Raw genomic sequence first — 13,157 nt, 5'->3', positions numbered from 1 at the left:
GCATCGAAGCCCCCCCCGAAACTCTTTCACGATTTTGAAACATTCTATAATTTCTCCCAGATCTCTTTGATCTGACGCATTTTTACTAAATAGAAATACAAAGGAATCAACTCTAATCTCAGAGTGAAAGAAAGATGATCGGGAAATATAAAAGGAAGTATCATCATTACAATACAAACCGCAATACCGATGATTGCATCAATAATAGCCGCCAGCGGAGCCCATGTTTCCTCAAACCATAATCCAAACGCCACAATTCCCTTATAAATAAACAAAAAACTCACGATTAATCCAGGAACTGTATAAGGATGCTGTGCATCAATTCCGTACAATGACAAATCGATTTTGCTTGAAAAAACACCGAAGATTAAAAAAGATACACATAGTGCACCACCGATCAGGAAGAGCCATAAAAATATTTTAATCCATAATGGTAAGAGGTTTCTTCTTCTTTTTAATGTTCCATTCTTTTCAAATTCTTCAAAAGCTGAAGTGTTTTCCATGTATATTAGTTGTTTAAATTATTCCTCCGCAAAAAAAGCATTCGAGCTTCCGATCCAGATGGCATCTTTTTTATTAAAATCGACGTTTACCATCGCAGCTTTGGTCATTCTTGCCAGATTTTCCATCAGAATCGGGTGATCGTTATTTTCAGGCCAAATATACAACAAACGAATCTCTGCTTTTGAAAAATCTCCGTTGATATCCTCAAAAATAGGAGCGTAGTCTACTTTTCTCTGCAGGATGTAGTTTTGTTTATCTTCAATGGCATCCGTAATTTCTTTCGTAGGATTTAAATTAACTCCGCTTCCGGCAAAAGAAAACAAAGGCTTTAACACAAAATTTTTCAAATCCTCTGTTTCAGGAAATTCATGCAGGAAATAGCTTTTTGGAACAAATTGATGCTGCAGAAGCGGGAGTAAAAATTTGGAAATTTTAAAAAACCAGTTGGGATGAGTAATCCATTTTACATCAATATCTTCACGGAAATCAAATTCAGTATTGAGGTTAGGAATCCGGTCTAATTCATCAAAAATAACACGATTGTAAATCCTTTTGATTTCGGTTAATTCTCCATTATTCTCATAGTACAGTTTTCTTCCGTTCTTTTTTACTTTAGTAAGGCATACTGTTTTTATGCCCAGCAATTGTTCTGTCAGTACGAAATCAATTGCGGTTTTCTGTTTTTCAGGATAAATTTCCAGAAGGATAACATGCTCAGGATTTTCTTCTCCGACAATAAGGCCTTGAAGATGATTTTTAAAATCTTCCGGAGAAATTGTATTTCTTAATTCAGAAAGAAAAGGATAAATTTCACAGAACGCATCCTCAAAAACTTTTTGAAAGGCATATAAAGAAGGGAAAGCCTGGAGCTCAATTAATTGAGGTTCAACTTCTCCGTATTCATTTTTGCAGATTCCGAAATCTATGGTGAAAAAATGCGGTTTTTCGGTATCGTTCGGTACTCTGCAATTGTCCGGGACTGCCTTTTGTAAAATATCCGGTGATAAAGCTTTTATCTGATTGATAATACTTTCGCTGGCATCAATCAGTTTAGCTTCAAAATCTTTGGTAAGGAAGAGAGGGCTTTCAGAAATCCTGAATGCCGGTTCCAGTCCGCTTTTTTGCTTTAAATATTCTTTAAGTTGAGCATATTTTTCCTGTGAGAATTCCTGATTAAATTGCTTTCGGTATTTTGAAATCATAATCCTTTTTCTTTTGTGATTTAAAAAAAATCGGACAATACCGTCCGATTATGTTATTGTATTAAATTTATTTTACTAAATCAGAACATTGCTTCTGCTGATAATATTTTGTTTGGCCTGATGTAAAAATCTTGGTAAGATCTGAGACTGCGTAAGGGTAATTTTATCTTCATCATCAATTCTTTCTATCGTTTCCAGATACTTTTCCATTCCGAAATTTTCGATCATTGCGAGTTTGTTTTTTTCATCTTTCAGGTTTTCGATCATTCCTTCAGGATTGGCTTCAGGATGAAACTGTGTCCCAAATATTTCGTCGGAAAACCGTACAGCCATTACCGCTCTTTCAAGATCAATATGAGGGCGGAATTTTTCAATCGCCGTAATTTTCATTCCAAACTCTTCAAGCCGTTCATAATCCGGCTCAATAAACTGATAAGCACGGGAATCCACTGCGTAGAAAGGTTCCGGAAGCGTTCTAAATAAAAATTCTTCTTCACCTTCTTCTGTTTTATGAATAGGCATAACGCCGAAGGAGTATGATTTTCTTTTACAGATATTCCCCAATTTCCAATGAATGCTTGCCAGCTGAAAAGAATGGCAGATCAAAAAAAGATATTTCTTTTCCTGGCTGATCTGGTTGTGGCTGAAAACCGAATCTAAAAAATTACTGAATCGATCTTCCCATTCAAATCCTTCACGGTGTGGGTTTCCGGGCCCTCCGGAAGAAATAAATATGTCGAAATCTTTAATATCGGGAATTTCATTTTTAAATCTTACATCAAATGTTGTAATGCTTACATTTTCCCCTTTAGAGCTTTGCCTGAAAGCTTCAGAAATTTCTTTAATGTTTTTAAATCCCTGGTTTACCTGATTGTTGTTCATATCCAGCAAAGCGATTCGAATATCATTCATACTACTCTAAATTTTATACAAATGTATCAAATATTATGAATGTATAGATTCTCCGTGGGTGATGCCGTATTCTGTTTCGGAGATCATGTAATCAACAACTTTCTTAAGATCGCCGGTTTCATTAAATATCCTGAGCTGGCGGTCTGCACCGGTTCCGTTTTCCAGAATCGTCCAGGCGTATTCCACTTCCTTCCGGCATCCCAAATCGTCTACAACATCATCAATAAATTCAAGAAGTTCTTTCAAAAGAAGAGGATAGGGTACTGATTCTTCTTTGCCAAAATCAATGAGATGCGCTTCAATTCCGCTTTTAGAGGCTCTCCATTTATTTTCATTCAGCAATAATCTTCTATAGCTTCTGAAGCTTAAATTCTGCTGGTGAAGTTTATAGATTTTTGCCACCAGAGACTGCATGATTGCGGCCAGGCAAACGGTTTCATCTATTCTTAACGGCATATCGCAGATCCTGAATTCAATGGTAGGGTAGAACGGATGAACCCGAAGATCCCACCAGATTTTTTTGGCGTTGTCGATGGTTCCTGTTTTCACCAGGAGATCCACATAGCTGTCGAACTCAGCCAGGGAATTGAAAAAGCTCGGAATCCCGGTTCTTGGAAATTTGACGAAAATTTCCTGTCTGTAAGACTTAAAGCCGGTATTTCTGCCGATCCAAAATGGTGAATTGGTAGACAGTGCGTAAACGTGCGGGAGAAAATACCGCATTACATTCTGGATTCTCACGCCTTCTTCACGGTTAGGAATTCCGATGTGAACGTGCAGTCCAAAAATGAGATTGCCACGCGCTACATCGCCCATGTCATCAACAATTTTAATGTATCGTTCGCCGTTGGTGATGGTATTGTGTTCCCAATTTGAAAAAGGGTGTGTTCCGCCTCCGGAAACACGAAGTCCCTGTTCATGGGCTATTTTAATAAGATGCCTTCTCAGGTTGGTTAATTCCGCTTTGGCTTCCTGAATATTCTGGCAGATTCCCGTTTCCATTTCGATCATGGATTCGTGCATTTCGTGCTTTAAGTTTTCACTTAACACAGCTTTTCCGCCTTCGATAATTTTCGAAACATGAGAAACCAGGTCGCGGCTCTCAACATCAATGATTTGATATTCTTCTTCTATCCCGATAGTAAATTGATGCATTTTTTTTCGTGTTTTATTTGGATGTTTTTATTGTACAGAATCTTTTACAAAGCTACCCCAGGAAATATTCGGTTTTCCCGGAAAATATTCTTTGGCTTTTTCTACGGCAAGTTTTGCGGCATGTTCTACAATCCATGCAAAATTTTCTTCGCCAACAGAGTTCCTGTCGGCATCCGGAGCCGGATTGCAGAAGTCAATGGCGTATGGAATTCCATCTCGTACAGCAAATTCTACCGTATTGAAATCGTATCCTAATGCTTCGTTCATTTTGATGGTGTAATCATGAATGGTTTTCAATAATTTTTCCAGTTCTTCACCCTGGGTTTTATGGGTGGTTGCATATCGTAAATGATGAGCATTTCTGGGTTCATACGGCATAATATGAACATATTTTTTACCCAGACAGTACACTCTGTAATAATCATCAAAAATGATTTCTTCCTGTACCATCATGACCAGCTGTTCCGTTTCAGAATGCTTTGCCCAAAGATCTTCAGCACTTTCAACCCGATAGACATTTCTCCAGCCTCCGCCATCATGAGGTTTCATGTAAGCAGGGAAGCCTACATAATTAAAAATATAATCCCAATCGTGAGGGAATTTTAAATTTCTGAACGAAGTTTCCGAAGTATTCTCAGGTCTTTCGTAAGAGGGAAGCAAAACAGTTTTAGGAAGCGGAATTCCAAGTTTTGTCATTAAAGCATTATTGAAAAACTTTTCATCAGCGCTCCACCAAAAAGGGTTATTGATAACGTATGTCCCATTTAATGCTGCATTTTTAAGATAAGCTCTGTAAAATGGTACATCCTGAGAAATTCTGTCAATAATTACGGCATACCCGTAATCTGCGCCTTGTTCAAGTTTATCGATACTCACCGGTTCTGCAACAATTTCGCCTTTGCCGAGCTCATTTACCTTGTCAATAAATGCCCAGGGAAAAGTATCTTCCATGCCGAATAGTATTCCAACTTTTTTAACCATAATGTATTTTTAATTTTGTTAATCTGTATTTTAAATTTTAAGAGAAAAATGCTCCGATAAATGTCGGGAAAACCATTCTCCACAACGGCCAATCGTGATTGATCCACTTTCTTTCGTCGTACCAGAAATCAATTCCCTTTGAACGCAGAATTTCTGCCATTTCCAAATTTTTATCCCTGCATATATCCTGATCCGAAGTGCTCAGAACAATATGCATGTGTTTGTATTTCCATGCCTCGTCATTTCTTACAAATTCTCTCGGACAATTGAAGTACACCAATTCATCGGAATAACCGTCCATAAAATTTCTGATACTGAATGCCCCCGAAAGGCAGAACAAATGCGAGACAACATCCGGAAATCTAAACGCAAAATTGGCCGCATGATAACCTCCAAAGCTTGCGCCGGCCACTGCAACGCGATGGGTTTTATGAATCTTCTGGATGTACGGCACAAATTCCCTGATCAGAAACTGAACGTACCTTTCATAATTTTTGATCCTTTGCTGCGGTGAGATATTATCATCGTAAAAACTCCAGCTGTCGATGGTCTGGATATTATAAAGCTTAACTTTCCCCTGTTCAACAAACCAGTTAATGCTCCCGTTGAGATGAAAATCATGATTTTGTGTATAAAGTCCCTGTGATGTTGGGAACATAATGATCGGATAGCCGTAATGTCCTGTAACTTCCACTTTAAGGCTTGTACCCAATATATGTGAATAATAATCTGTATGTTCTATCTGCGGCATATTTTATTATAAATGATGATTTATGAATGATAAGTGTGATTATCAGTACTTTTGTTAACTTCTAACTTCTAACTTCTAACTTCTAACTTCTAACTTCTAACTTCTAACTTTTTACTATTTCATCAGCTTGTCGGTTTACTTTTAGGCGGAAGAATATTCAGCATTTCTGCAAGAATTTTTTCGGCAGCCCTGTCCAGTCTTTCCTGAACAACAACCGGATCGCTGGATTTATAAACAATTCCTACATGATGTTCAATAGGCAGAAATTTAATGGTTTCAGGACTTGCGAACTTGCTGTAGTCGGGATCTTTATCTTTAATCAAAGCAATGATTAACCCGGAGTAATATCCTGTAGGTTTTGAAATTTCATAGCTTTTGTTTTTCAGCAATGCATCCTCAATTTTTGCCCATTCTCTCCAGATATTGATGCTGCTTGAAGCTTCCACCAGATCCGGAATATGAGCACCTCCTACACGTGAAGAGGTTTCCAGAAAATAATATCTGCCGTCTTCATTACTTTTTATAAATTCTGTATGCGTTGCCCCATGCATAAGACCGAAGCTTGAATGAACTTTTATATTGGCAGCTTCCAGCGCTTTAAATTCATCGGAGTATCTTCCCAGGGTTTTTGTTCTGAAAACACCGCCTTCATGAGAAACCTGCATAGGCGGGGCTAAATATTTTGAAGCGGAAGTAAAAACGGTTTCCTTATTAAAGGTAAGGCTGTCAACATGATACACATCACCGGGCTTAAAACTTTCCAGTAAGAATAAATGGCGTTCTTCTCCGAGTTTGTTGAGTTCTTCCCAGAGTTCTTCTTTGGAGGCCAGTTTTTTGATACCTGAAGCGGATGCTTCGGATCGGGGTTTTAATACCCAAGGAGGAGAAACTTTATCAACAAAATTATTCACCTCATCATTGTTGAAAACAGCTGTAAATTCAGGAACATTGATTCCCGAGTTCTTTGCTTTCTGCCTCATCGCCAGCTTGTCTCTGAAATAACGGTGCGTGGTTTGTCCCATCCCGGGAATACGAAATGTCTCTCGGATGAGGGCAGCTTTTTCTACATCGTAATCGTCAAGGGCGACAACAGCGTCAACTTTTCTCGTCTGCATCAGGTAAGAGAAGCCTTGGATAAGATGATCGAGATTCCATACGGAAGGTTGTATTTCGGGCATATAAAAAACCTCATCGATAGCATGCCAGGGCCAGTTTTTTTCCTTCAGATTTTCTGAAGTTACCAAAATCACCTTATTCCCGAGGTTTTTCATTTCATCCATGAAGTCATACCCCTTATAATAGCACGAAATACATACTATTGTTTTCTTCTCCATATAATGTTTTTTAGTTTCTGATGAATTTTCAAAAGTAAAAGTTGTTTTTATTTGATTATTTACTATTAAAAATTAAAATAAAGTGAACTTTTGAAAATTCTATCAATTATACAGAGAATTTTTGTAATAAACTAATTTTTAGTGATAATTTTCGATTAAATCCGCCATTAATTGCACTCCAAAGCCGGTTGCTGCCTTTTCTTTGGCGTATCCTACGTTTCCGAAAGCCACTCCTGCAATATCAAGATGTGCCCATTTAGGATGGTTTTCAGTGAACTGCTCCAGGAATTTAGCAGCAACAATACAGTCTCCGATGGGTTTCATGGATATGTTTTTAAGATCGGCAACATCAGAACGGATGTCATCTTTCCAGATATCCCAAAGCGGAAGGTTCCATAATCGCTGATTGGTTTTGTCGCCGGTTTTTAGAAGAAGGTTTTTCAGGTCTTCATTATTGGAAAAGATTGCTCCGCAGGTATCGCCGAACATTCTTACCGAGCTGCCCGTTAATGTGGCAATATCAATGAGAATATCTGTTTTATAATTTTTGGCGATATAAGAAAGGCCGTCTGCGAGAATCATTCTTCCTTCTGCATCGGTGTTCAATACTTCAATAGTTTTTCCATTGTAAGCGGTAATGACATCACTCGGAAGGAAAGCATTTTCAGAAATTGCATTGTCAGTTATCGGAAGAATGGCAATAATATTTACCGGAAGCTGCATTTCTGCGGCGTAAATTAAAGTTCCCAGAACTGCGGTTGCACCTCCCATATCTGATTTCATATAGTGCATATTGTCTGGATTTTTCAAAGAAATTCCGCCCGTGTCGAAAAGCACACATTTTCCTACAAACCCGAATGTTTTGGCATTTTTCGATTCTGTTTTATATTCAATAATCGTAAAAGCAGCATCATAAGCGCTTCCCTGGTTTACCGAAAGATATGCTCCCAGTCCCAATTCTTCACATTTTTTTCTGTTGAAAACAGTATATTTTAAATTGTATTTTTTGGATAAATTCTTTAGATATAAACTTAAAGTATCCGGTTTTTTTAAATTGGCAGGTTTGTTCAGCCATTCCTGACACGCAATTTGTCCGTTGCTCAAAGCTTCCGATTTCCTGCCGATAACATCCAGTTTTTTCTGACTTACATTTTCAAAATGAAGCTCAAATTTAGAATTCCAGAAGGCATGGGTTTTCTCAAAAGGATAACGATATGTTCCCAATAGAAGTCCTTTTACGAATTCTTCAAACTGTTTTTCCGTCATAAAATCTGCGACAACAAGCGTTGGAACTGCCATGAGCCTTTCTCTGTAAGTCTGAGAAAATTTAACAGCGATCTGCTGTGCTTCAAAGAGTGGCGAATCTGCCTTGCCTAAGCCAATGAAGTAGGCAATTCCTTCATCCTGAACATTGATGAAAACTTCATTCTTTTTGCCTGTGAAAAAACCGGCAATATTTTTATTGAAATTTTTAGAAGTTCTGATCCATTCTTCTTCCGTAAAAAGATGAAATATCTGGGCGTAATTTTTTATTTTTTTATTAACAAGTTTCATAATTTAATTTTTAATGCTTTTTTGTTGCGGTTTTACTTCGGCAGGATTTTCTTTGCTGTTGTAATACAGCCATTCGATAGCTCTCGGGAACTCCTGAGACCAGTGAAATTCATTGTGTGTACCTTCCGGATTGATACTCGTTCTGAGTTCAAAATCAAAAAGGTTTTTCTTTTCCCATTGTTTGAGATATTCCTCGAAAATATGAATTCTTTTCACCATTTTAGAACCTTCTTTACCTCCGCCATATAAATAAATTTTCATGGTGAAAGGAGTCCTGAAATTCATCATGGGAAAATTGTTATTAGGTTCTACCCATAAGGATGGAGAAAAAATCAGCAGTTTGGAATATACTTCAGGATAAAGGAAACCACTGTAAATACTGATCAGGGCTCCAAGAGAACTTCCCCCGATTCCGGTATTTTCCCGGTCTTTTTTAGTGCGGTAATGCTCATCAACAAAAGGTTTAAGCGTATCGGTAATGAAGCGGATGTATTTCTTGCCTTCAGAGCCATTTGCAACATGGTCATTATCAAAAATATATTCCTTTATCCGGTCTTCACTGCCGTGTTCAATAGCGATGATGATGATGTCTCCACGGCCGTATTCCGTAAGCAGGGAAAGTTTCTTATCAATTTCCCAGTTTCCGTAATCGCTTCCTTCATTAAACAGATTTTGAGCGTCCTGAAGGTAAAGAACCGGGTAACTTTTGCCGGATACATAATAATCGTAGGGAAGAAGTGCCCACACTTTTCTGTGGCGCTCCAGCTGGGGGATATAAAACGCTTCGGAAATAACTTCCGCAATGGGGAAAAACTCTTTTTTAAAAGGCCCCCAATTGAGCCTCCATTTTTGTACCAGATCAAAAGTATTAGCCTCTGATTTATGGATCTTTCTGTTGGGCGTAATATTTCCGTGTCGGTCGAGTTCCACATTTTCCCATCCGCCTTTTGTGAATTTGTATTCTATTAATTCAGGCAGGAATTCATCGCCGATATCTATACAATAGGTTCGGGGATTCAGTTGTTTGAGCCGGTATTGTTCATCTTTCGGGTTCCAGCTGTTGAAATTTCCGGTAATGTAGATATTTCTTTCATCATGCTCTTCGGTACGGAGTTCAAATCTCATCCATGTGTGTTTAACAATTCAAAGATAAATTTATAATAAAATCTTTTTATGGCAAATTATTTTTAAAATGAACTTATACTCCTCAAAAAGCTCTATCTTTGATAAGAACAAGAATAAAATGTAATTAACATAATAAATTCTTCAACAATACTTAACCTTTCTTTCTGATATTTTTAGTACTTTCAGAAAAATAATAAAATTTAAACTTAAACCGTGATGAATTCGGTTAAAACATACACCATTTTTACGGATCATGATATTTATCTTTTTAAAGAAGGTAAACATTATAAGCTGTATGATAAATTCGGGGCGCATTCTGCTGAAAAAGACGGAATACAGGGCGTTTACTTTTCGGTGTGGGCACCTAATGCCCAAAAAGTTTCAGTAATTGGGAATTTTAACAGCTGGAATTCTAAAGACCATATCCTTTTCCCGCGATGGGATGGCTCAGGAATCTGGGAAGGTTTCATTGCCGGGCTTACCTGGGGAACGTTGTATAAATACGCCGTAGAAACAGCCAGAGGAGAGATTCTGGAAAAAAGTGATCCTTATGCATTAAGCTGGGAGCAGAATCTCCAGGCGGCTTCGCTGGTTTCCACTACATGGTATGAATGGAATGATAAAGAATGGATGGAAAACCGCTGGAAAAAGAACACTCTTAAAGCGCCACTTTCCGTCTACGAGCTTCATATCGGTTCCTGGATAAGAAATGAAGATGACCCGGAAAGATTTTTAAATTATCGTGACATAGCCGAAAGACTGGTTCCCTATATCAAAGAAATGGAATTCACGCATGTGGAGTTCATGCCTGTTATGGAATATCCGTACGATCCGAGCTGGGGCTACCAGATCACAGGTTTTTTTGCAGCGACTTCGCGTTTCGGTTCACCTCAGGATCTGATGTTCCTGATTGATGAGCTTCATCGCAATGATATAGGTGTGATTCTTGACTGGGTTCCGTCCCACTTTCCTGGTGATGCCAACGGACTGCATCGGTTTGACGGTTCTTATCTGTATGAGCATGAAGATCCGCGAAAAGGTTTTCATCCCGACTGGAAATCATACATTTTCAACTACGGAAGAAATGAAGTAAAATCTTTTTTAATTTCAAATGCCATGTTCTGGCTGGAACGGTATCATGCAGACGGACTCCGTGTGGATGCGGTAACTTCCATGCTTCATCTTGATTATTCAAGAAATGAAGGGGAATGGGAACCGAATATCTTCGGAGGAAACGTAAATCTTGAGGCTAAAACTTTTTTGCAGGAATTTAATACTGCTGTATACAAAGAATTCGGAGATAGTATTATCACCATTGCAGAAGAAAGTTCAGATTTTCCTTTACTCACCAAACCTGTTCACAGCGGAGGCGTAGGTTTCGGGATGAAATGGATGATGGGCTGGATGCACGATACCTTGGATTATTTTAAAAAAGATCCTATTGCCAGAAAATTTCATCATCACAAGCTCACTTTTGCTTCCATGTACATGTATAATGAAAATTATATGATGCCTTTGTCTCACGATGAGGTAGTTCATGGCAAAGCAAGCCTGATTTACAAGATGTTTGGTGACGAATGGCAGAAATTTGCCAACCTTCGTGCGCTGTATGTTTACATGTTTACCCATCCTGGAGCCAAGCTTTTATTTATGGGAGATGAATTCGGACAGACCAGTGAATGGAATTTTAAGAAAAGTCTGGACTGGCATTTGCTTGCATATCCAGTTCATAAAGGATTGCAGAAAATGGTTAAAGATCTTAATCATATCTACAGGAACGAAACGGCTTTCTACGAGAATCAGTTCTCGCCGCAAGGTTTTGAATGGGTACAGGCTGATGATGCGGATAATTCGGTCTTTATTTATCTCAGAAAAGGTCAGCGAAAAGATGATTCCTGTATGGCAATTCTCAACCTTACCCCGAGGGTTATTGATTATAAAATTGGTGTAACCGCGGGAAGTCACTGGGAAGTTATCTTCAATTCGGATGATGAGCAGTATGCAGGAAGCGGCGTAAGAGCAGACATTTTTAATGAACAGTATGAGGAATTTATGGGTCATCAGAAATCTATAAGCCTTAATCTTCCTCCGCTGTCAGGGATTATTTTAAAGAGAAAAGACAAGCAATACAAACAGAATAGAATTAAACACCACAAAAGATAATAATATAGAAAATGGTAATTTATCATCTAAGTACGGAATGTTATCCGGTAGCAAAAGTAGGAGGTTTGGCTGATGTAGTGGGTGCTTTGCCGAAATATCAGAATAAAATTAAAGATATTGATGCGAAGGTTGTTATGCCCTGGTACAACAAATCTTTCGTTTACGATCATGAGTTTGACATAGTTTTTGATGGCTTCATTCACCAGGGAGGAAATATGCTTCAGGTGCAGGTTTTAAAGGAGAAATCAAATGTTTTGGGATTCGAGCTGTATATGGTAAAAATTCCCGGACTTTTAGACAGAGACAACCCTTACGGCTATCAGGACGAAAATTTTCAGTTTATAGGTTTTCAGCACGGCGTTCTTCACTGGCTGAGTGCAATGAAAATCCGTCCGGATGTTTTACACTGTCATGATTATCATACAGGTTTGGTTCCTTTTATGATTGAATATTGTCCGGAATTTTCTCCCCTGAAAGGCGTAAAAACCATAGCAACCATTCATAACGGCGAATATCAGGGAATGATGAGCTGGGAAATGGCAAGGTATCTTCCGTCTTTTGATCAGTATAAATGGGGATTAATGGATTGGAACGGACTGATTAATCCTTTGGCAAGCATGATCAAATGTGCGAATGCCTTTACAACAGTTTCACAGGGGTATCTTGAAGAGCTGTATGTAAGCTTCCGGGGCCTCGAAAGTCTGATAAGGGATGAATTCGGAAAAGCATACGGAATTATCAATGGGATTGATACCGAAGTCTGGAACCCGGAAACCGACCCGATGCTGGATTTTAATTTTAACATTAAAAATGCTGTTGAACAGAAAAAGAAAGGTAAGGAAAAGCTTTGTAAAGAATACGGGCTGAAGCCGGAACTTCCGTTTTTTGCATTTATCGGAAGATTTGCCACGGAAAAAGGTGCAGATCTGCTTCCGGATATTGTCTGGAGAAGCATTAAGCAAAGCTATGGCGCATTGAATATCATGGTTTTGGGTTCCGGTAACAGCTATATTGAAAATAAGCTTAAAGAATACGACTATACGTATACCAATTTTGCTTTAGATGTAGGATATAAAGAACATCTTTCCCATAAAATTTACGCTTCGGCTGATTTTTTGCTTATGCCTTCAAGGGTAGAACCGTGCGGTCTCAACCAGATGTATTCCATGAGATACGGAACTGTGCCCATTGTACGCTATACAGGAGGCCTGAGAGATACGGTAGCCGATATTTCAACGGGTGGAGCAGGGATTAATTTTACCTATCCCGGAGTAGATGACGTTATTCATGCTATGAACAGGGCCTTAATGCTTTATAATCAAAAGGACGTGATGGAGAATCTCATTCATGCCAATATGAATTTCGATTTCTCCTGGGAAAAGTCAGCGGAAAAATATATAGCTTTATATAAAAATTAACTTTCGGAAGCATCTGAAATTTAGAATAAACTTAATAAAATAAAACGCAAAATAACTT

The 13,157-nt window shown here is 38.4% G+C and carries 11 protein-coding genes; 2 read left to right on the top strand and 9 right to left on the bottom strand.

Annotated features, from left to right (window positions below; all coding sequences use genetic code 11):
• Positions 1 to 44 precede the first annotated feature (44 nt).
• The 9 genes from SOP96_RS16725 to SOP96_RS16685 all read right to left on the bottom strand — a co-directional run bounded on the left by SOP96_RS16725 (position 45) and on the right by SOP96_RS16685 (position 9,518).
• Positions 45 to 503 (bottom strand): hypothetical protein, encoded by a 459-nt coding sequence (locus SOP96_RS16725; protein ID WP_326322039.1) that lies wholly within the window; start codon positions 501 to 503, stop codon positions 45 to 47.
• A gap of 18 nt (positions 504 to 521) precedes the next feature.
• Entirely contained in the window at positions 522 to 1,706 is a 1,185-nt protein-coding gene (locus SOP96_RS16720) for a hypothetical protein (RefSeq protein ID WP_326322038.1), read from the bottom strand.
• Between the two features lie 75 nt (positions 1,707 to 1,781).
• Positions 1,782 to 2,618 carry a type 1 glutamine amidotransferase gene (locus SOP96_RS16715; protein WP_326322037.1) on the bottom strand — a complete coding sequence of 279 codons (837 nt, stop codon included), beginning with the start codon at positions 2,616 to 2,618 and terminating at the stop codon, positions 1,782 to 1,784.
• A gap of 33 nt (positions 2,619 to 2,651) precedes the next feature.
• Positions 2,652 to 3,773: a carboxylate-amine ligase gene (locus SOP96_RS16710; RefSeq protein ID WP_326322036.1), complete on the bottom strand. Its 1,122-nt coding sequence runs from the start codon at positions 3,771 to 3,773 to the stop codon at positions 2,652 to 2,654.
• A 27-nt stretch (positions 3,774 to 3,800) separates the two neighbouring features.
• Positions 3,801 to 4,754, bottom strand: coding sequence for an ATP-grasp domain-containing protein (locus SOP96_RS16705; protein ID WP_326322035.1), 954 nt, complete (start codon positions 4,752 to 4,754; stop codon positions 3,801 to 3,803).
• A gap of 37 nt (positions 4,755 to 4,791) precedes the next feature.
• Positions 4,792 to 5,505: an alpha/beta hydrolase-fold protein gene (locus SOP96_RS16700; RefSeq protein WP_326322034.1), complete on the bottom strand. Its 714-nt coding sequence runs from the start codon at positions 5,503 to 5,505 to the stop codon at positions 4,792 to 4,794.
• 122 nt (positions 5,506 to 5,627) lie between these two features.
• Positions 5,628 to 6,839 (bottom strand): ATP-grasp domain-containing protein, encoded by a 1,212-nt coding sequence (locus tag SOP96_RS16695; protein WP_326322033.1) that lies wholly within the window; start codon positions 6,837 to 6,839, stop codon positions 5,628 to 5,630.
• A 138-nt stretch (positions 6,840 to 6,977) separates the two neighbouring features.
• Positions 6,978 to 8,393, bottom strand: a complete 1,416-nt coding sequence (locus SOP96_RS16690) for a leucyl aminopeptidase family protein (RefSeq protein WP_326322032.1) — start codon at positions 8,391 to 8,393, stop codon at positions 6,978 to 6,980.
• A gap of 3 nt (positions 8,394 to 8,396) precedes the next feature.
• Positions 8,397 to 9,518 carry an alpha/beta hydrolase-fold protein gene (locus tag SOP96_RS16685; RefSeq protein WP_326322031.1) on the bottom strand — a complete coding sequence of 374 codons (1,122 nt, stop codon included), beginning with the start codon at positions 9,516 to 9,518 and terminating at the stop codon, positions 8,397 to 8,399.
• Positions 9,519 to 9,734: 216 nt separating this feature from the next.
• Between SOP96_RS16685 and glgB the strand changes: the two genes are divergently transcribed.
• Complete coding sequence (gene glgB, locus SOP96_RS16680) at positions 9,735 to 11,681, top strand: 1,4-alpha-glucan branching protein GlgB (protein WP_326322030.1); 1,947 nt, start codon at positions 9,735 to 9,737, stop codon at positions 11,679 to 11,681.
• Between the two features lie 11 nt (positions 11,682 to 11,692).
• The gene (locus SOP96_RS16675) at positions 11,693 to 13,099 is read left to right on the top strand and encodes a glycogen synthase (RefSeq protein WP_326322029.1); all 1,407 of its coding nucleotides are present in this window, start codon (positions 11,693 to 11,695) and stop codon (positions 13,097 to 13,099) included.
• Positions 13,100 to 13,157 lie beyond the last annotated feature (58 nt).

Source organism: Chryseobacterium salviniae (genome assembly GCF_035819015.1).
Classification (GTDB): domain Bacteria; phylum Bacteroidota; class Bacteroidia; order Flavobacteriales; family Weeksellaceae; genus Chryseobacterium; species Chryseobacterium salviniae.
The sequence above is the reverse complement of the archived record's forward strand: the minus strand, read 5'-3'. Positions and strand labels throughout refer to the sequence as shown.

Bases quoted from the DNA above. Each gene is read 5' to 3' on its own strand.
- SOP96_RS16725 (WP_326322039.1), bottom strand. From the start codon at position 503: ATGGAAAACACTTCAGCTTTTGAAGAATTTGAAAAGAATGGAACATTA.
- SOP96_RS16720 (WP_326322038.1), bottom strand. From the start codon at position 1,706: ATGATTTCAAAATACCGAAAGCAATTTAATCAGGAATTCTCACAGGAA.
- SOP96_RS16715 (WP_326322037.1), bottom strand. From the start codon at position 2,618: ATGAATGATATTCGAATCGCTTTGCTGGATATGAACAACAATCAGGTA.
- SOP96_RS16710 (WP_326322036.1), bottom strand. From the start codon at position 3,773: ATGCATCAATTTACTATCGGGATAGAAGAAGAATATCAAATCATTGAT.
- SOP96_RS16705 (WP_326322035.1), bottom strand. From the start codon at position 4,754: ATGGTTAAAAAAGTTGGAATACTATTCGGCATGGAAGATACTTTTCCC.
- SOP96_RS16700 (WP_326322034.1), bottom strand. From the start codon at position 5,505: ATGCCGCAGATAGAACATACAGATTATTATTCACATATATTGGGTACA.
- SOP96_RS16695 (WP_326322033.1), bottom strand. From the start codon at position 6,839: ATGGAGAAGAAAACAATAGTATGTATTTCGTGCTATTATAAGGGGTAT.
- SOP96_RS16690 (WP_326322032.1), bottom strand. From the start codon at position 8,393: ATGAAACTTGTTAATAAAAAAATAAAAAATTACGCCCAGATATTTCAT.
- SOP96_RS16685 (WP_326322031.1), bottom strand. From the start codon at position 9,518: ATGAGATTTGAACTCCGTACCGAAGAGCATGATGAAAGAAATATCTAC.
- glgB (WP_326322030.1), top strand. From the start codon at position 9,735: ATGAATTCGGTTAAAACATACACCATTTTTACGGATCATGATATTTAT.
- SOP96_RS16675 (WP_326322029.1), top strand. From the start codon at position 11,693: ATGGTAATTTATCATCTAAGTACGGAATGTTATCCGGTAGCAAAAGTA.